The 18,729-nt window shown below is 66.4% G+C and carries 15 protein-coding genes; 6 read left to right on the forward strand and 9 right to left on the reverse strand.

What is annotated here, in order from left to right; all coding sequences use genetic code 11:
* The first annotated feature begins 10 nt into the window (after window positions 1-10).
* Together ARC78_RS05725 and otsA are read left to right on the forward strand one after the other, a co-directional pair.
* The gene (locus tag ARC78_RS05725; RefSeq protein ID WP_057505899.1) at window positions 11-1,792 is read left to right on the forward strand and encodes a glycoside hydrolase family 15 protein; all 1,782 of its coding nucleotides are present in this window, start codon (window positions 11-13) and stop codon (window positions 1,790-1,792) included.
* The gene (otsA, locus tag ARC78_RS05730; RefSeq protein WP_054658492.1) at window positions 1,789-3,156 is read left to right on the forward strand and encodes an alpha,alpha-trehalose-phosphate synthase (UDP-forming); all 1,368 of its coding nucleotides are present in this window, start codon (window positions 1,789-1,791) and stop codon (window positions 3,154-3,156) included. The genes ARC78_RS05725 and otsA overlap by 4 nt, the downstream gene beginning before the upstream one ends.
* Before the next feature lie 12 nt (window positions 3,157-3,168).
* Here otsA and ARC78_RS05735 read toward each other — a convergent pair whose 3' ends face one another.
* Genes ARC78_RS05735 through rluD form a run of 4 tightly spaced genes read right to left on the reverse strand, consistent with a single transcriptional unit; the run spans window position 3,169 to window position 5,867 of the window.
* Window positions 3,169-3,573, reverse strand: coding sequence for a thiol-disulfide oxidoreductase DCC family protein (locus ARC78_RS05735; protein WP_054658490.1), 405 nt, complete (start codon window positions 3,571-3,573; stop codon window positions 3,169-3,171).
* Entirely contained in the window at window positions 3,563-4,096 is a 534-nt protein-coding gene (locus ARC78_RS05740; RefSeq protein ID WP_199398897.1) for a DUF4166 domain-containing protein, read from the reverse strand. Before ARC78_RS05740 ends, ARC78_RS05735 begins: the two co-directional genes overlap by 11 nt.
* A gap of 2 nt (window positions 4,097-4,098) precedes the next feature.
* The gene (gene pgeF, locus ARC78_RS05745) at window positions 4,099-4,878 is read right to left on the reverse strand and encodes a peptidoglycan editing factor PgeF (protein ID WP_057505901.1); all 780 of its coding nucleotides are present in this window, start codon (window positions 4,876-4,878) and stop codon (window positions 4,099-4,101) included.
* Window positions 4,878-5,867, reverse strand: a complete 990-nt coding sequence (rluD, locus tag ARC78_RS05750) for a 23S rRNA pseudouridine(1911/1915/1917) synthase RluD (RefSeq protein ID WP_057505902.1) — start codon at window positions 5,865-5,867, stop codon at window positions 4,878-4,880. The genes pgeF and rluD overlap by 1 nt, the downstream gene beginning before the upstream one ends.
* Before the next feature lie 115 nt (window positions 5,868-5,982).
* Here rluD and ARC78_RS05755 point away from each other — a divergent pair, with 115 nt between their 5' ends.
* Window positions 5,983-6,867, forward strand: a complete 885-nt coding sequence (locus ARC78_RS05755; RefSeq protein ID WP_054658154.1) for an outer membrane protein assembly factor BamD — start codon at window positions 5,983-5,985, stop codon at window positions 6,865-6,867.
* An 82-nt stretch (window positions 6,868-6,949) separates the two neighbouring features.
* On the opposite strand, the gene ARC78_RS05760 is transcribed toward ARC78_RS05755, so the two are convergent.
* From ARC78_RS05760 to sucC, 3 genes are all read right to left on the reverse strand, one after another.
* Window positions 6,950-8,587, reverse strand: coding sequence for an NAD+ synthase (locus ARC78_RS05760; protein WP_057505903.1), 1,638 nt, complete (start codon window positions 8,585-8,587; stop codon window positions 6,950-6,952).
* Window positions 8,588-8,803: 216 nt separating this feature from the next.
* A complete protein-coding gene (gene sucD, locus ARC78_RS05765) occupies window positions 8,804-9,682 on the reverse strand; it encodes a succinate--CoA ligase subunit alpha (protein ID WP_054658152.1) in 879 nt (292 codons plus the stop codon).
* A gap of 25 nt (window positions 9,683-9,707) precedes the next feature.
* On the reverse strand, window positions 9,708-10,877 hold the full coding sequence (gene sucC / locus ARC78_RS05770; protein ID WP_057505904.1) for an ADP-forming succinate--CoA ligase subunit beta: 1,170 nt from the start codon (window positions 10,875-10,877) through the stop codon (window positions 9,708-9,710).
* Window positions 10,878-11,131: 254 nt separating this feature from the next.
* Between sucC and ARC78_RS05775 the strand changes: the two genes are divergently transcribed.
* Complete coding sequence (locus ARC78_RS05775) at window positions 11,132-12,745, forward strand: sensor histidine kinase (RefSeq protein WP_054658150.1); 1,614 nt, start codon at window positions 11,132-11,134, stop codon at window positions 12,743-12,745.
* Between the two features lie 67 nt (window positions 12,746-12,812).
* Entirely contained in the window at window positions 12,813-14,195 is a 1,383-nt protein-coding gene (locus tag ARC78_RS05780) for a sigma-54-dependent transcriptional regulator (RefSeq protein WP_057505905.1), read from the forward strand.
* A gap of 87 nt (window positions 14,196-14,282) precedes the next feature.
* On the opposite strand, the gene pilB is transcribed toward ARC78_RS05780, so the two are convergent.
* The gene (gene pilB, locus ARC78_RS05785) at window positions 14,283-16,013 is read right to left on the reverse strand and encodes a type IV-A pilus assembly ATPase PilB (RefSeq protein WP_054658148.1); all 1,731 of its coding nucleotides are present in this window, start codon (window positions 16,011-16,013) and stop codon (window positions 14,283-14,285) included.
* 136 nt (window positions 16,014-16,149) lie between these two features.
* A complete protein-coding gene (locus ARC78_RS05790) occupies window positions 16,150-17,136 on the reverse strand; it encodes a diaminopimelate dehydrogenase (protein WP_057505906.1) in 987 nt (328 codons plus the stop codon).
* A gap of 662 nt (window positions 17,137-17,798) precedes the next feature.
* Between ARC78_RS05790 and ARC78_RS05795 the strand changes: the two genes are divergently transcribed.
* A complete protein-coding gene (locus ARC78_RS05795; protein ID WP_054660738.1) occupies window positions 17,799-18,278 on the forward strand; it encodes a hypothetical protein in 480 nt (159 codons plus the stop codon).
* The last annotated feature ends 451 nt before the right edge of the window (window positions 18,279-18,729 follow it).

The raw sequence follows: 18,729 nt of genomic DNA on the forward strand, positions 1-18,729 counted from the left end.
GGAGTAAGCAATGCAAGACGCCACCCTCGACCTTGGCGTAGTTGGCAATGGCAGTTTCGGCGCGCTCATCGACACACAGGCGCGCGTGGTGTGGAGCTGCCTGCCCAGCTTCGATGGCGACCCGGCCTTCTGTGCCCTGCTCGGCCCCAACCAGCACCCGGGCGGTGACTTCGGCATCGAGCTGGAGGACTTCCGCGACAGCGAGCAGTCCTATCTCACCAATACCGCCATCCTGCGCACGGTACTGTATGACCGCCACGGCGGTGCGGTGGAAGTCATCGACTTCGCACCACGCTGGCGGCAGAACGAGCGCTTCTACCGTCCGGTCAGCCTGATCCGCCAGGTCACCCCGCTGTCGGGCAGCCCGCGCATCATCGTGCGTGCGCGGCCACTGGCCGACTGGGGCGCACGCCAACCGGACACCACCTGGGGCAGCAACCACATCCGCTGGCTGCTGCCGGACCACGCCTTGCGCCTGACCACCGATGTGCCGGTGCGCTTCGTGCGGGACGGCCTGCCGTTCGTGCTCAACCACCGCGTGCACCTGGTACTGGGCGTGGACGAATCACTCAACCGCTCGCTCAGTGGCTATGTGCAGGAATCCTTCCAGCGCACGCGCGACTACTGGCGCGAATGGGTGCGCTACCTGTCCATTCCGCTGGAATGGCAGGACGCGGTGATCCGCAGTGCGATCACCCTGAAGCTGTGCCAGTACGAAGACAGCGGCGCGATCATCGCCGCGATGACCACCTCCATTCCCGAAGCCCCCGGCAGCATCCGCAACTGGGACTACCGCTATTGCTGGCTGCGCGATGCCGCCTTCGTGGTGCGCACGCTCAACCGCCTCGGCGCGACCCGCACGATGGAGCAGTTCCTCGGCTACATCTTCAACCTGGCCACCAGCGATGGCAGCCTGCAGCCGCTGTATGGCATCGGTTTTGAAGCCAAGCTCGATGAGGAGGAGGTGGCGACGCTGTCCGGCTATCGCGGCATGGGGCCGGTGCGGCGCGGCAACCTGGCCTGGCTGCAGCGCCAGCACGATGTCTACGGCAGCGTGGTGCTGGCCTCGACCCAGCTGTTCTTCGACCAGCGCCTGCAGGATCCGGGCGACGCGCACACCTTCGCCCGGCTGGAGCCCTTGGGCGAACAGGCCTTCGCCCTGCATGACGTGCCTGATGCCGGACTGTGGGAGTTCCGCGGCCGCACCGACGTACACACCTATACCAGCGCGATGTGCTGGGCGGCCTGTGATCGCCTGTGCAAGATCGCAGTGCGGCTCAAGCTCGATGCACGTGCGCAGTACTGGCGCGAGCGCGCCGATATCATCCATGAGCGCATCATGGAAAAAGCCTGGAGCGAGCAGCTCGGCCACTTCACCGATACCTTCGGCGGCCATCGCCTGGATGCCTCGCTGCTGCTGCTGGCCGATCTGGGCTTCATCGACGCCAGCGACGCCCGCTTCATCGCCACCGTCGAGGCCATCGGCCGGGACCTCAAGCATGGCAACGCGCTGTACCGCTACATCGCTCCGGATGATTTCGGCGAACCCGAAACCAGCTTCACCATCTGCACGTTCTGGTACATCGATGCGCTCGCCGCAATCGGCCGCATGGAGGAGGCACGCGAAATGTTTGAAGCGCTGCTGCAACAACGCAACCACCTGGGCCTGCTGTCGGAGGACCTTGCCTTCAACGGTGGCGAAGCCTGGGGCAACTTCCCGCAGACCTACTCGCATGTCGGACTGATCACCGCCGCGATGCGTCTGTCGCGCAGCTGGCAGGAGGCCTCGTGAGCCGGCTGGTGGTCGTCTCCAACCGGGTGGCCGTGCCCGGCGAGAATCGCGCCGGTGGCCTGGCGACAGGCCTGCTGGCGGCACTGCGCGAGCGCGGGGGACTGTGGTTCGGCTGGAGCGGGCGCAGCACCGCGACAAGCGGGGCACTGCACGAGCACACCGACGGGGCCATCCGCCTGCTCACCATGGACCTGAGCAAGGCCGATCTGGACACCTACTACAACGGATTCTCCAACCGGACGTTGTGGCCGCTGCTGCACTTCCGCCTGGACCTGGTGGACTACGACCGCAGCAAACGCGCCGGCTATTGGCGCGTGAACAGGCTGTTCGCCGATACCTTGGCACCGTTGCTGCGCGAAGACGACACGGTCTGGATCCATGACTACCACCTGATTCCGCTGGCCTCACTGCTGCGCGAGCGCGGGGTGGGCTGCCGGATCGGCTTTTTCCTGCACGTGCCAGTGCCCTCGGCCGATCTGATCCATGCGCTGCCCGACCACCGCGCGCTGTTCCAGACCTTGCACGCCTACGACCTGCTGGGCTTCCAGACCCGGCGCGACGTGGACCGCTTCCAGTCCTATGTGCGCCTGTTCGGCGGCGGCAGTCTGATCGACAGCCAATGGATACAGGCCCCCGACGGTCGCCGTGTGCGCACTTCCGCCTTCCCCATCGGCATCGACACGGAGCACATCGCCCGGCAGGCACGCAGCGCCGCCGGTAACAGCGCGGTGCGCGCACTGCGGCAGAGCCTGCAGCACCGCAAGCTCGCCATCGGCGTGGACCGGCTGGACTACTCCAAAGGGCTGCCCGAGCGTTTCCACGGCTTCGAGCGCTACCTCAGCCGCCATCCGCAGGACAAAGGCACGATGACCTTCCTGCAGATCGCGCCGGTCTCGCGCGGCAGCGTCAACGAATACCGCAAGCTGCGCGGGGAACTGGAACAGCTGGCCGGCCACATCAACGGCAGCCATGCCGAAGCCGATTGGACCCCGCTGCGCTACGTCAACCAGAACTATGCGCACAGCACCCTGACCGGCTTCTACCGGGAGGCGGCAGTGGGACTGGTCACGCCCTTGCGCGACGGCATGAACCTGGTCGCCAAGGAATACATCGCCGCGCAGAACCCGGAAGATCCCGGAATGCTGGTGCTGTCACTGCTGGCCGGCGCCGCCGACGAGCTGCAACAGGCGCTGCTGGTGAACCCGCACGATCTGGATGGCGTGGCCGATGCCATCGCCACGGCGGCGAACATGCCACGCGCCGAACGCATCGAGCGCTGGCAGACGATGATGCAGCACCTGCGCGAATTCGATATCAACCGCTGGCGCCGCGACTACCTGCAGGCACTGGAAGCGGCCCCTTGAACTGCTCCAGCCTCAGTCCAGAAACCGTTCGCGGCTGGCCGCATCGGGCACAAAGCAGCGCTCATGGCGGCCGAACCAGCGGTACCGGTTGCGCGCCAGCCAGCGGTAGCCGCGGTCACGCAGTGGCGCGGGAACCACCCGGGCCAGCACGGCCAGCGTCCAGACACCGCCCAGTCCGGCCACCACCCGGATAATCGCGTCGGTATCGGTGTACGCGATGCCATCCTCCAGCAGCAGGAAGGACAGCGGATCCTCCGGATCCAGCCCGTAGCGGTGCAGGAGGCTGCGACCGCAGCGGCCCTGCATCGCCGCGAAGCGGTAGCGTCCGCCGCGATCAAAACGCAGCAGGAACCCGACCCAGCGGCTGCACAGCGCACACACGCCGTCGAACACGATCACCGCCGGCTCAGTGCGCATCGGTGTCTGGCAACAGCCAGCCCTCGTAGCGGATGAGCCGGCCGATCAGCGGCATCGAGACGTCGACCAGGAATTCGTAGCGTCCGGCCTGTTCGCGTTCGCGGCAGTGCACCTGGGCGAACCAGCGTGCCGGCAGGGGCAGCAGCCCGAAGGCCCAGGCCCGCTCGACCCGCCACAGGATCTGCCCGGCGCTTTCGGACAGGCCGAAGCGGAAACGCACCGCGCCCAGCTGCTCGAACAGCCGCCCGCCGCGCTGCCAGAGCCGCGAGTGCATCCGCGCCGGCCCGAAACGGCGACGCCAGCACTCGCCATCGGCATCGACCACGAACTCGACAGCCACTGGCACGGTCGAGGTCGGCGGCAGACGCGCCAGCCAGGCGCACGGCGCTACCAGCCAATGGCTGCCGCGCATTACGTCACCCTGCCCGCTCCAGCGTTGCCGGTCACGCACCGAATGCAATGCCCGCAGTTGCGGCGACAGCTGTTCGAACGCGGAACCCAGCACCTGCGCGAACAGCGGCACATTCATCCCTGCATCCACACCAGGGTGGCGATCCGGCCACTGCGGCGGTCACGGCGGTGCGAGAACCAGCGCGCGGGGTCGGTGATCGTGCACAGATCACCACCGTGGATAGCGGCCGGTTCCATCCCCGCGGCCAGCAGCCGCTGCCGCGCCAGCGCGTACAGGTCCACCCGCCAATGGCCGGGCCGGGTCGGCGTGAACGCCGCTTCCGCCTCGGCCGAGCGGGCGACGAACGCCTGATACACGTCAGCGCCAATCTCATAGTGCGCCGGTCCGGCCGCCGGCCCCAGCCAGGCGATCACCGACCCGGCCGGCGTACGCATCGCCGCCAGCGTGGCTTCCAGCATGCCTTCGGCCAACCCGCGCCAGCCGGCATGGGCGGCGGCGACTTCACCGCCATCACGCGCGGCGAACACTACCGGCAGGCAATCGGCGGTGAGGATCGCCAGCACCACGCCCGGCACTGCGGTCACCGCGGCATCGGCCACCGGTTCGGCGTCGATGCCCTGCGCGGCGGGCGGCGCGTCAAAACGCAGCACACCGGTGCCATGCACCTGCCGCAACCAGTGCGGGGCCGAAGGCAGCCCGGCCAGGCGCTGCAGCTCCTCACGATTGCGCTGCACCTGCGCCGGATCGTCACCGTCAGCGGCCGTGCGGTTGCCGAGATTGAAGGTATCGAACGGGGGCTGCGAGCCACCCGCCCCATGGCGCGTCGTGGTGAAGGCACACACGCCCGGCGGCGCCGGCCAGTGGGCCCGCATCCACGGCTGCGCGCTGGGCATCAGCGGCGGTCCCGCTCGCGCTCGGCGAAGGCTTCCGAATCCTCACGCAGCGCCTTCATCAGCGCCAGCAGGTCGGCCGGCACCGGCGCGGTGTTGCGGATCGTTTCGCCACTGACCGGGTGCACGAACTCCAGGGTTTCAGCATGCAGCGCCTGACGCTTGAAGCCGCGCAACTGCGCAATCAGCTCATCGGTGGCGCCCTTGGGCAGCTTCAGCGAACCGCCATACAGCGGATCGCCGACGATGGCGTGCTTGAGGTGGGCCATGTGCACGCGGATCTGGTGGGTGCGGCCGGTTTCCAGACGGCATTCCAGGGCGGTGTGCGCGCGGAAGCGCTCACGCAGCCGGTAATGGGTCACCGCGTCCTTGCCGTCCTCGCGCACGCCCATGCGCAGACGGTCACGGGCGTGGCGGTCGATCGGCGCATCCACGGTACCGCCGGCAACCAGCGCACCGACCACGACCGCCAGATACTGGCGGTGCACTTCACGTGCCGACAGCTGCTCCACCAGCGCGGTCTGCGCCTGCAGCGTGCGCGCCACCACCATCACGCCACTGGTGTCCTTGTCCAGGCGATGCACCACACCGGCACGCGGTACCTTGGCAATCTCCGGGTCCCGGAACAGCAGCGCGTTGACCAGGGTGCCGCTCGGGTTGCCGGCGCCGGGATGGACCACCAGCCCGGCCGGCTTGTCGATCACCAGCACATGCTCGTCCTCGTACAGCACCGACAGCGGGATATCCTCCGGCACCGCGTGTGTCTCGATCTCCAGCACCGCGTTCAATGTGGCCAGCTCGCCGCCACGGACCGGATCGCGCGGCCGCACCGGCTCGCCGTCGAGCAGTACCGCGCCGGTCTTGATCCACTCGGTAAGGCGCGAACGGGAGAATTCGGGAAACAGTTCGGCCAGCACGGCATCAAAACGACGACCGGCAGCGGAATCGGGGACCAGCGCCTGGCGCTGGGTGGCAGAGGTGTTCTCGGACATGGGAAAGACCAACAGAAAGACGAAATTGGGGGTCCTGACGGCAACAGTCAGTCGCAGGACAGGCCACTAGGCTATCATCGCCCCTTCGTATTCCTGCCGCGTCCTGCCCTGACCCATGATCCGAGGCTTCTCGATGCTGTCCGCCCCCCTCCGTTTCACCGCCCTGCTGCTGGTGCTGGTTTTTGCCGTTTCCGGCTGCCACCGCGGTACCAAGGGCAAGAATGCCGACGAAGGCGTGCCGGTCGAACAGCTGTTCGAAAAGAGCCACAAGCTGATGCAGGGCGGCAACTGGTCGGGGGCTGAAAACAGCTTCCGGCGCCTGATTGCGCAATATCCGTACGGCCCGTACACCGAGCAGGCGATGATCGAAAGCGCCTACGCCCAGTACAAGGCCGGCAAGAACGATGACGCGGTGTCCAGCATCGACCGCTTCATCCGCACCTACCCGACCCATCGCAACATCGCCTATCTGTACTACCTGCGTGGCCTGGCCAACAGCAACCGCGATACGGTTTTCCTGCGCCGCGTATGGTCCTTGGATCCGAGCCGCCGCGATCTGTCCTCGCCGCGTCAGGCCTATGCCGATTTCACCATCGTCACCGAGCGCTACCCGAACAGCCGCTACGCCGCCGACGCGCGCCAGCGCATGATCGAGCTGCGCGACGTGTTCGCCCAGCACGAGCTGGACAACGCCCTGTACTACGCCCGTCGCGGCGCCTGGGTCTCGGTTGCCGGCCGCGCCAACTACCTGCTGGAAACCTATCCGCAGAGCGCCTTCCAGTACGATGCGGTGGCACTGCTGGCCGAGGCCTATACCCGCCTGGGCAACCAGACCCTGGCCGATGACGCCCGTCGCGTGCTCGAGCTGAACCAGCCCGACCACCCGTGGCTGGCCGGCAACTGGCCCAAGTACCCGTGGATGATCCGCAAGCTCAACCCGTTCGCCGGCGAGAAGTCGGTGGCCACCGGGCAGCGCAACGCCACCATGGGCAAGAAATAAGCCACCGGATCCATCCGGCGCAGACACAGAAAAGGGGCCTTGCGGCCCCTTTCTTTTTATCCCTTGAACGGTTTGGGCCGGCTCAGCCGCGGAAACCGTTGCTGATCGGATAGCGCCGTTCCCGGCCGAACGCACGCCGTGACACCTTCGGCCCCGGCGCGGCCTGGTGGCGCTTCCACTCGCCAATCCGCACCAGCCGCAGCACCCGGTCCACCACCTCCGGCGCATAGCCGGCGCCGATGATGTCCTCGCGCGACTGCTCCTGGTCGACGTAGCGGTACAGGATGCCGTCGAGCACGTCGTAGGCCGGCAGCGAATCCTGGTCGGTCTGGTTCTCGCGCAGCTCGGCCGACGGCGCACGCGCGATCACCGCCGGCGGGATCACCGGGGCCCCGCCCACGGTGTTGCGCCACTTGGACAGGCCGTAGACCTCGGTCTTGTACAGGTCCTTCAGCGGCGCGTAGCCGCCGCACATGTCGCCGTAGATGGTGGCGTAGCCGACCGCGTACTCGCTCTTGTTGCCGGTGGTCAGCAGCAGGCCACCGAACTTGTTGGCCAGCGCCATGAGGATCACGCCACGGCTGCGCGACTGCAGGTTCTCCTCGGTGACGTCGGGCGCCTGCCCTTCGAACATCGCCGACAGCGACTGCATCAGGCCCTGGAAGGCCGGCTCGATCGGCACCGTCTCCAGCTTCACCCCCAGCGCGCGGCACTGCTCCACGGCCAGGTCATTGGACAGGTCGGCGGTGTAGCGCGAAGGCAGGCTGACCGCGGTGACGTTGGCCGCGCCCAGCGCATCCACCGCCAGCGCCAGCACCAGCGCCGAGTCGATGCCGCCGGACAGGCCCAGCCAGACCTTGGAAAAACCGTTCTTGCGGCAGTAGTCCTGGATGCCACGGGTGACCGCACGCCAGGCCAGCGCGTCCATGCTTTCATCGCCATCATCGATCCAGCGCATCGGTATGAAGCTGCGGCGGGCCACGTCGTAGTCGACCACCAGCATCTCCTCGGCAAACGCCACCGCGGCCGGATGCACGATGCCATCGCCATCGGCCACCACCGAGGCGCCATCGAACACCACCGCGTCCTGGCCGCCGACGGTGTTGACGTAGACGATGCCGACGCCGGTCTCGCGGCTGCGCTCGGCCAGCAGCGCATCGCGCTGGGCGTGCTTGCCACGTTCATAGGGCGAGGCGTTGGGCACCAGCACCAGCTCGGCGCCGGCCTTGGCCGCACCGGCCAGCGGCTCGGCAAACCAGAGGTCCTCGCAGATCACCAGCCCCAGCTTCACGCCGTTGACCTCGAACACGCAGTCGCCGCCGTCCGGATCGACGTCGAAATAGCGGCGCTCGTCGAACACCGCGTAGTTGGGCAGCTCACGCTTGCGGTAGGTGGTTTCCACCGTCCCCTCGCGCAGCACGCTGGCCGCGTTGTAGACCACCGCGCCGGCGCTCTGCGGCCAGCCGACCACCGCCACGATGCCGTGCGCGGCGGTCGCAATACGCTGCAGCGCCTGCTCGCACTGGCGCAGGAATCCCGGGCGCAGCAGCAGATCTTCCGGCGGATAGCCGCTGACCGCCAGTTCCGGAAAGAGCACCACCTCGGCGCCGTATTCGTCGCGCGCCTCGTGCATCAACTCGATGATGCGGTCGGCGTTGCCCGCCACATCACCGACCGGGAAGTCGAACTGGGCCAGAGCGATGCGAAGCGATTGGGTCATGTCAGCTGCCTTGTTCTGCGGGCATCCCCATGCGGATGCCGGAAAGGAAACACCTGGCGGGCTGCCGCCCGCCCCGTGCAACCGCCGCGCGGATGCACCGGGCCATTATTCCAGATGTGGCCCATTGCCCGCCGTACCGGGGTGCAGCCGGGCGAGGGTCCAAAAGAAAAGGCCGCCCGAAGGCGGCCTTTTCCAGACATCCATGCAGCGGATGGCTTACTTCTTCATCAGCTCGGCAATCGCCGCGCCCAGATCGCCCGGCGAACGGACGGTCTTCACGCCAGCAGCTTCCATCGCGGCGAACTTGCCTTCGGCCGTGCCCTTGCCACCGGAGGCGATCGCACCGGCGTGGCCCATGCGCTTGCCAGCCGGAGCCGAGGCACCGGCGATGAAGCCGACCACCGGCTTCTTGACGTGCTTGGCGATGTACTCGGCGCCGGCTTCCTCGGCGTCGCCGCCGATTTCACCGACCATGATGATGCCTTCGGTCTGCGGGTCTTCGTTGAACAGCTTCAGGCAGTCGACGAAGTTCAGGCCGTTGATCGGGTCGCCGCCGATGCCGATGCAAGTCGACTGGCCCAGGCCCACTTCGGTGGTCTGCTTGACTGCTTCATAGGTCAGCGTGCCCGAGCGCGACACGATACCGATCTTGCCCGGCATGTGGATGTGGCCCGGCATGATGCCGATCTTGCACTCGCCCGGAGTGATGACGCCCGGGCAGTTCGGCCCGATCAGCACGGTGTCCGGATGCGAACGGGTCAGCACGTTCTTCACGCGCAACATGTCCAGCACCGGGATGCCTTCGGTGATGCAGACGATGACCTTGATGCCGGCCGCAGCGGCTTCCAGGATCGCGTCGGCGGCGAAGGCCGGCGGCACGTAGATGACCGAGGCGTCGGCGCCGGTGGCGGCGACGGCATCGGCGACGGTGTTGAACACCGGCAGTTCAAGATGGGTGGTGCCACCCTTGCCCGGGGTCACGCCGCCGACCACCTGGGTGCCGTATTCCAGCATCTGGGTGGCGTGGAAGGTGCCCTGCTGGCCGGTGAAGCCCTGCACGATCACCTTGGTGTTCTTGTTGATCAAAACGCTCATGGGTAATTCCTTGGGGTGTCGTGGATCAGGCAGCAGACTTGACCGCTTCAACGATCTTCTTGGCGCCATCGTTGATGTTGTCAGCCGGGATGATGGCCATGCCGCTGTCACGCAGCAGCTGCTTGCCTTCTTCCACGTTGGTGCCTTCCAGACGGACCACCACCGGAACCTTGACGCCCACTTCCTTGACCGCGGCGATGATGCCTTCGGCGATCATGTCGCAGCGGACGATGCCGCCGAAGATGTTGACGAAGATGCCTTCGACCTTGTCCGAGGACAGGATCAGCTTGAACGCTTCGATCACGCGCTGCTTGTTGGCACCGCCGCCCACGTCCAGGAAGTTGGCCGGCTCGCCGCCGTTGAGCTTGATGACGTCCATGGTGGCCATGGCCAGGCCGGCGCCGTTGACCATGCAGCCGATGTTGCCGTCCATGGTGACGTAGTTGATGTCCAGCTCCGAGGCGATCACTTCGGTCGGGTCTTCCTGGGTCTTGTCGCGCATGGCGACCAGATCCTTGTGGCGGTAGCTGGCGTTGTCGTCGCTGTCGAACTTGCCGTCCAGCGCGTACAGGTTGCCGTCGTCCAGGATCGCCAGCGGGTTGATTTCAACCAGCGCCAGGTCCTTTTCGTTGAACAGGCGGTACAGGTTGACCATGATGCTTGCGAACTGGCCGGCCTGCTTGGCGGTCAGGCCCAGCTTGAAGCCGAAATCGCGACCGTGGTAACCCTGCACGCCTTCAACGAAGTCGACGTTGAGGGTGTGGATTAGCTCCGGGGTCTCGGCGGCGACCTGCTCGATCTCCACGCCACCTTCGCTTGATGCGATATAGCTGATGGTCTTGGTGCCACGGTCCACCAGGACCGACAGGTACAGTTCCTTGACGATCTCACCGGCGGTGGTCACCAGCACCAGGTTGACTGGCAGCTCGACGCCGGCGGTCTGGTAGGTGGCCATCTTGGTGCCGAGCATCTTGGCCGCAGCGGCCTTCACATCGTCGACGGTCTTGCAGAACTTGACGCCGCCGGCCTTGCCGCGACCGCCCGCATGGATCTGCGCCTTGACCATCCAGGGGCCTTCGCCCAGCGACTGGGCAGCGGCAACGGCCTCATCGGCGGTGGCTGCGACCTTGCCGGCCGGGACCGGAATGCCATATTGGGCAAGCAGCTGTTTTGACTGGTATTCGTGGAAATTCATGCGTCACCGTGGGAATAGGAACGACCGCCTCATAAGTCCGCGAGGCCAAAGTGGCCGTCATACAGCGCAGGCGGGCCGGCTATTGTCGCCGACCCCGGGCCGCGGCGCAAAGAAGTCTGTACAAATCATCGGCGCGGGCCCGGTTTTCAAAAGCTTTTCAGTCACTTGCCTGTGAAATTCGACGCAGCCACGGCGCCGCCCGCCACCGGTTCGGCACCTATACTGTGCGCTCGTCGCGAGGAAAGGAGTCCGGCTTGTCCCCCAGCTCATCGCTTATCGATCGCATCGAATCGATCCCGCGACGCGAACTGTATTTCTTCGCGCTCTACCGGCTCCTGGTCGCCAGCCTGATCGCGGCGCTGGTGTTCAGCCCGCTGTCCATGCTGGTTGGCGAGCCCCATCACCCGCGACTGGCGCAGCTGGTCTCCATCGGCTACCTGCTGGTTTCGCTGGGCCTGTTGATCTGGGGCCGCAACGAACGCTGGCTGCAGACCATCGTCCTGTGCAGCGTGATGGTCGACACCGTGGCCGCGATGCTGCTGACCCACGCCCTGCCCGGCGCCAGCGCCGGCATCTCGATGTCGCTGCTGTTCAACATCGCCGCCGCGGCGATGCTGCTGCCGCTCGCGCGCGGCATGCTGGTGGCGCTGGGCGCCAGCTCCGCCACCGTGCTCGAATTCGTCTGGCGCGAGCTGGAGGACGGCAGCAATGCGCGCACCGTGGCCGAACTGGCGATGTTCATCACCAGCTATCTGGCGCTGGCCTGGATCAGCTACCAGATCGGCAACCGTGCACGCCGCAACCAGCAGCTGGCCGAGCAGCGCGGGGCCGAAGTGGCCAACCTGTTCGAGATCAACGAACTGATCATCCGCCGTATGCGGACCGGCGTGCTGGTGGTCGATGGCCACGGCCGCATCACCGTGGCCAACGAGGCCGCCACCGCCCTGCTCGGCGATGCCGGCGGCACCCTGGACGATGGCGAGAACCGGCTGTCGCTGCGCGCGCCCGAACTGGCCAAACGCCTGCAACGCTGGCGCAATGGCTGGCGCGAGGAAGAACTGCCGCTGCAGCTGGCGCCCGACCAGGCCGAGGTGCAGCCGCGCTTCGCCCGGCTGCTGGCCGACAGCGAACTGTCGTTGGTGTTCTTGGATGACACCACCGTCGTTTCGCGCCGCGCCGAATCGCTGACGCTGTCCACGCTGGGGCGTTTTTCCGCCAGCCTGGCCCATGAAATCCGCAATCCGCTGGCGGCAATCAACTACGCCACCCAGCTGCTGGAGGAATCGCCGGATATCGGCGAAGCCGACCGCCGCCTGCTGCAGATCATCCATCACCAGTGCCAGCGCACGAACGGCATTGTCGAAAGCGTGCTCGGCCTGGCGCGGCGCGAACGCGCCAACCCGGAGAACCTGGACCTGGCCAGCTTCGTCCGCCGCTTCGTGCTGGAGTACCGGCAGACCCTGTCCATCGAGACCGACAGCCTGGAAGTCATCATCCGCGAGGCCTCGGTGATGGCGCTGATGGATCCCCGGCACCTGCACCAGGTGCTGACCTCGCTGGTGCACAACGCGCTCAAGTACGGCCGCCTGGCCGAGGAGCCGGCACGGGTCCGCATCCGCGTCGCCTCGGCCGAACGCCACGCCATCATCGATGTGACCGATCGTGGTCCCGGCATCCCCGATGCGGTGGCCGCACAGCTGTTCCGGCCGTTCTACACCACCTCCGAACACGGCACCGGGCTGGGACTGTATATCGCCCGCGAGCTGTGCCGTGCCAACCAGGCACAGCTGGACTACATCTCCGTGCCGGCCGGCGGCGCCTGCTTCCGCCTGACCCTGTCCGCGCCGACCCCAACCCTGACGCACTGATACCCCGGGCACACTCCCGCTGGCGCGAGGTTGGCGGCAACCGGCCTCCTCCGCTATCGTTCCCGCCATGAATGTGACGCACAGCGCCCTGGTCGTCGATGACGAACGCGACATCCGTGAGCTTCTGGTTCTCACCCTTGGCCGGATGGGGCTGCGCATCAGTACCGCGGCCAACCTGGCCGAAGCGCGCGAACTGCTGGCCAGCAACCACTTCGATCTGTGCCTGACCGATATGCGCCTGCCCGACGGCAACGGCATCGAGCTGGTCACCGAGATCACCCGCGACCACCCGCGCACACCGGTGGCGATGATCACCGCCTTTGGCAGCATGGATCTGGCGGTGGAAGCGCTCAAGGCCGGCGCCTTCGACTTCGTCAGCAAGCCGGTGGACATCAGCGTGCTGCGCGGCATGGTCAAGCACGCGCTGGAACTGAACAACACCGAACGCCCCCGCACCCCGGCACCGCCCGAGAATGCCGCGCGCCTGCTCGGCGAATCGGCGGCGATGGACGAACTGCGAGCCACCATCACCAAGGTCGCGCGTAGCCAGGCACCGGTCTACATCCTGGGCGAATCCGGCGTCGGCAAGGAGCTGGTCGCCCGGACCATCCACGAGCAGGGCGCCCGCGCGGCCGGGCCGTTCATTCCGGTCAACTGCGGCGCCATCCCGGGCGAATTGATGGAGAGCGAGTTCTTCGGCCACCGCAAGGGCAGCTTCACCGGTGCCCACGCCGACAAGCCCGGGCTGTTCCAGGCCGCCAACGGCGGCACCCTGTTCCTGGACGAAGTGGCCGAGCTGCCGCTGCAGATGCAGGTCAAACTGCTGCGCGCGATCCAGGAAAAATCGGTGCGCCCGGTGGGCGCGGCGGCCGAAGTTCCGGTGGATGTGCGGATCCTGTCGGCCACCCACAAGGATCTGGCCGAGCTGGTGGAGGATGGACGCTTCCGCCACGACCTGTACTACCGTATCAACGTGATCGAACTGCGCGTGCCGCCGCTGCGCGAACGCCGCAGCGACCTGCCGCAACTGGCGGCGGCCATCCTCAGCCGGCTGGCACACGCACAGGGACAACCCCTGCCTGCGCTGGCCCCCTCCGCCATCGATGCCCTGACCGACTATGCGTTCCCGGGCAACGTACGCGAGCTGGAGAACATCCTGGAGCGCGCGCTGGCGATGGTCGAAGGCGGGCATATTGGCGCCGATGATCTGCGGCTGCCGCACGCCCGGCCGTTCGGTGCCGATGGTGGCAAGGGCGCCGCCCCCCAGGAAGCGGTGATCGATATCGATCCGGCCAATGCCGCGCTGCCCACCTACATCGAGCAGCTGGAGCGCTCCGCGATCCAGAAGGCACTGGAAGAAAACCGCTGGAACAAGACCCGCACCGCCGCGCAGCTGGGCATCACCTTCCGCGCCCTGCGCTACAAGCTGAAAAAGCTGGAAATGGAGTAACCGGCGTCCCGCAGATCGGCAGAGAACTGCAGAAATGGAAAACGCCGGGTAAACCCGGCGTTTTCCATTGGATCACCCGGTCTTGGATCAATCCTTGGTCACGCGATTGATCTCGGCCAGGCTGGTCACACCGTGAGCGGCCTTGAGCAGCGCGGACTGGCGCAAATCATTCACCCCGACCCGCTGCGCGGCCGCGGCGATCTCCATCGCGTTACCGCCCTGCAGCACGATCGAGGCGATCTCGTCGGTCATCGGCATCACCTGGTAGATACCGGTACGGCCCTTGTAACCCTCGGTGCACTCCTCGCACCCCACCGGCTCGTACAGCTGGATACCCTTGTCGATCTGCTCGGCGGTGAAGCCTTCGGCCAGCAGGGCGTTTTCCGGCAGCTGCAGCGGGCGCTTGCAGTTGGAGCACAGCCGGCGGGCCAGACGCTGGGCAATCACCAGCGTCACCGAGGAGGTGATGTTGAACGGCGCGATACCCATGTTCATCAGGCGCGCGATGGTCTGCGGGGCATCGTTGGTATGCAGCGTGGACAGCACCATATGGCCGGTCTGCGCGGCCTTGATCGCGATCTCCGCCGTTTCCAGGTCACGGATTTCACCGACCATGATCACGTCCGGGTCCTGGCGCAGGAACGAGCGCAACGCCGCGGCGAAGGTCATGCCGCGCTTGTTGTTCTGCTGCACCTGGTTCACGCCCGGCAGACGGATTTCCACCGGGTCTTCGGCGGTGGAGATGTTGCGGGTCTCATCGTTGAGGATGCCCAGCGCGGTATACAGCGACACGGTCTTGCCCGAACCGGTCGGGCCGGTCACCAGCACCATGCCGTAGGGCTTGTGGATCGCCTCCAGGAACAGCTTCTGCTGCTCCGGCTCGTAGCCGAGCTTGTCGATGCCCAGCTTGGCCGCGCTGCCATCGAGGATACGCAGCACGATCTTCTCGCCGAACAGGGTCGGCAGCGTGCTGACACGGAAGTCGATCTGCTTGGTCTTGGACAGGTTGAGCTTGATGCGGCCGTCCTGCGGCACCCGTTTTTCGGCGATATCCAGCTGCGACATCACCTTCAGGCGGGCGGCGATGCGCTCGCGCAGCTTCACCGGCGCCTTGGCCACCTGCTTGAGCAGGCCATCGATGCGGAAACGCACCCGGTACTCGTCCTCGTACGGCTCGAAATGGATATCCGAGGCGCCCTTGCGGATCGCATCGACCAGTACCTTGTTGACGAACTTGACCACCGGGGTGTCGTCGCCCTTGGCGTCGATACCGGCGTCGCCACTACCGCCCATGTCCTCATCGCCGGCGGCGACGTCCAGATCGCCCACATCACCGTCGTCGCCGCCCAGCGCGTTGCCGATGCTGTCGTTGCTGGCCAGCCACAGCTCCAGCGTGCGCTTGATCTGCTCCTCGTCCACCAGAATGGACTCGACTACCAGATTGGTGTGGAACTTGATCTCATCCAGCGGCTGGGTCGGGTTGCTGGTGCCCACGAACAGCTTGCCGCCGCGCTTGAACAGCGGCAGCACGCGATGTTTGCGCAGCAGCTCCTCGCTGACCAGCTTGATCGCGCTCTGGCCGGCATCGAAAACCGACACATCCAGCAAAGGCATGCCGAATTCCATCGCATTTGCCGCTGCCATGCTGGCGGCGCTGACCAGCTTCTTGTCCGCCAGCCACTGCGTCAGCGGCACCTTGGCATCGGCCGCCTGGGCCATCGCGGTGCGCGCAGTGGCTTCGTCCAGCGCTCCGTCCTGGACCAGACGCCGGGCGATGCCGGTAATACCCACCAGGTTGGCGGATGCCAGTGTGTTCATGGGATTCCCCCTTCAATCAGACCAGAAAGATACCGCATCCGGCCGCCACGGCGGCTGACGCACTGCCCGGATCGCCCCGCTCCCGCCTTCGCCCTGCCCGGGCACGAAGGGGATTGCCAAGTCGCTGCCGGCCGGTCTACAGCAGGTCGCGGCGCAGCTCCGCCGCCGAGCGCGGCGACAGCAGGCCCGGAGCCACATCGAACACCGTCACCGCGCCCACCTGCCCGGCGCGGTTCATGCGGTAAACCGCCCGCGCATAGGCCACCAGCACGCTGGCGGTGAACTGCGGGTTGCTGTCGAGCTTTAGCGAATACTCCACCACCTGCGAGACATCCTCGGCGGTGCTGCCGCTGCGGATCACAAAGCCGCCATGCGGCATGGCCGAATGCTCACGCGCCAGCTGCTCGGCACTGATGAAATCCACGCGGGTGTCGTACTGGTCAAAGTAATGCGGCATCGACACGATCGCCTGCCGCACCTGTCCGGCATCGGCACCGTCCTCCAACACCACGAAGCAGTGCCTGGTGTGCTTGTCGCGGGTGGACAGGTGCGGCCGCGCGCCGCCACGCACCTGTGCCATGGCCGCGTCCGAGGGCAGCGTGTACTGCACCCCGGCGGCCACGCCCGGCACCCGGCGGATCGCATCGGAATGGCCCTGGCTCAGGCCCCGGCCCCAGAAGGTGTAGGTCTCGCCTTCCGGCAACAGCGCCTCGCCGAACACGCGGTTGAGCGAGAACAGGCCCGGGTCCCAGCCGCAGGCCACCAGCGCGGTACGCCCGGCCGCCCGGGCCGGCGCGTCCACCGCATCGAAGTACTCCGGGATGCGCGCATGGGTGTCGAAGCTGTCCACCGTATTGAAGCGCGCCGCCAACCCCGGCCCCTGCGCCGGCAGGTCGTCCTTGGAGCCGCCGCACAGCACCAGCACGTCGATATCCGCGCGCGGAACGTCCAGCGCTTCGATGCCGTGGACGGGCGTGGCGGCCGACACCGTGGCCACCTGGTCCGGCGGGCGGCGGGTGAACACCCCGGCCAGCACCATGTCCGGATTGCGCGCGATGGCCAATTCCACTCCGCGTCCCAGATTGCCGTAACCCACGATTCCGATGCGGATGGCATCACCCATTGCTGATTCCTGTTTCTGAAGGGGGGACGCGCCTGCCGGCCTGCAACAAGGTGGCGACGCGGGCCGGCATTATCCCTTCACGCACAGTCCGGCGCATCGGGCAGTCGAGTCGCCCGGGTAAGGCCATCGGCCGCACCCGGGTAAACACCGTGGTACAGGCATCGAACAGGCCCGGGTGCGCGCTGCTTACCCGGGCTACACGCCGTATCTGGACGGGGGGCGCGCCTGCCGGCCTGCAACAAGGTGGCGACGCGGACCGGCATTATCCCTTCACGCACAATCCGGCGCATCGGGCAGTCGAGTCGCCCGGGTAAGGCCATCGGCCGCACCCGGGTAAACACCGTGGTACAGGCATCGAACAGGCCCGGGTGCGCGCTGCTTACCCGGGCTACACGCCGTATCTGGACGGGGGGCGCGCCTGCCGGCCTGCAACGAGGTGTCGACGCGGGCCGGCATTATCCATTCACGCGCAGTCCGGCGCATCGGGCAGTATTCCGATGCCGAACCGCGTCCATTTCCTACGCCCGCGTCGGAATTACCCGACAACAGAACGGGGCATTGTCGACGACCCGATACCGGCAAACTCCGATACCCGGAGGCCGCATCAACACCCGCAATAGGCCCTGCCATCAGCCGATGGTTTTCATCGAAGGGATACCGGAATGGGACAAAGCAAAGCCACGCTGGTGCTGCCGGCGGATCAGGTCACCCGCATCAACGAGCTGCTGCTCAACCTGGAGAACGAGCTGGTCCAGCTCACCGCCATGCAGCCGCAACAGCGCCAACGCCTGTTCAAGATGGGCCCGGGCTCGGAAGTGTTTGCCCGGCGTGCACTGGAAGCGCTGGAACAGAACCCGGACATCATTCCGCCCAGCCTGGCTGCGGAACTGCCCGGCGCCAAAGCCGACCTGCAGGGGATCGACCAGTTGCGCCCCATTCTGGACCGGCTCAACCGGCTGTGCAGCCGCGCCTCGGATACCGAAATGGCCTTGGGCAGCGATGTCATGAACGTGGCCCTGGAAGGCTACAACCAGCTCAAGGTCTCCGGCCGTGACAAGGGCCTGGATGCCTTGCGCAACGAGCTGGGGGTCCGCTTCAAGAAGGGCCAGCGCCGCGGCGGCAAGGTACCGGAACCGGCGTAACACCCGGCCCCTCCTCGCGTCGTCATGCACAGGCCGCCTCCGGGCGGCCTGTTTTATTCCCGATAACGCGTAGATACCGGTCGCGCATGCTGACAACCACACAGCGGGCTGAGCACGGCCACTCCACAGCACCGCGGAGCCTCCAGAAGCGTGAACGTCGTAACAAAAAACCTCAGCCGACAAGCAAAAAGCCTCACGTGAGAGACAAAAAGCCTTAGCCGTCAGGCAAAAAGCCTCAACAGAGCAGCAAAAAACCTCACGCGTCAGGCAAACAGCCGTAATCGACGGGCAAAAAGCCTCACGTGACAGATAAAAAGCCTTGTGCGACAGGCAAAAAGCCGCATCCGGCAAGCAAATAACCTCATCGGAGCAACTCACAGCCTCAAGCGACACCCGGGGCTCCCCTATAGCGGATGACAGAGTCGCCCGCGATCTGTGCCGGGACTATGAC

Origin of the sequence: Stenotrophomonas pictorum JCM 9942, assembly GCF_001431585.1 — a bacterium.
Classification (GTDB): domain Bacteria; phylum Pseudomonadota; class Gammaproteobacteria; order Xanthomonadales; family Xanthomonadaceae; genus Stenotrophomonas; species Stenotrophomonas pictorum.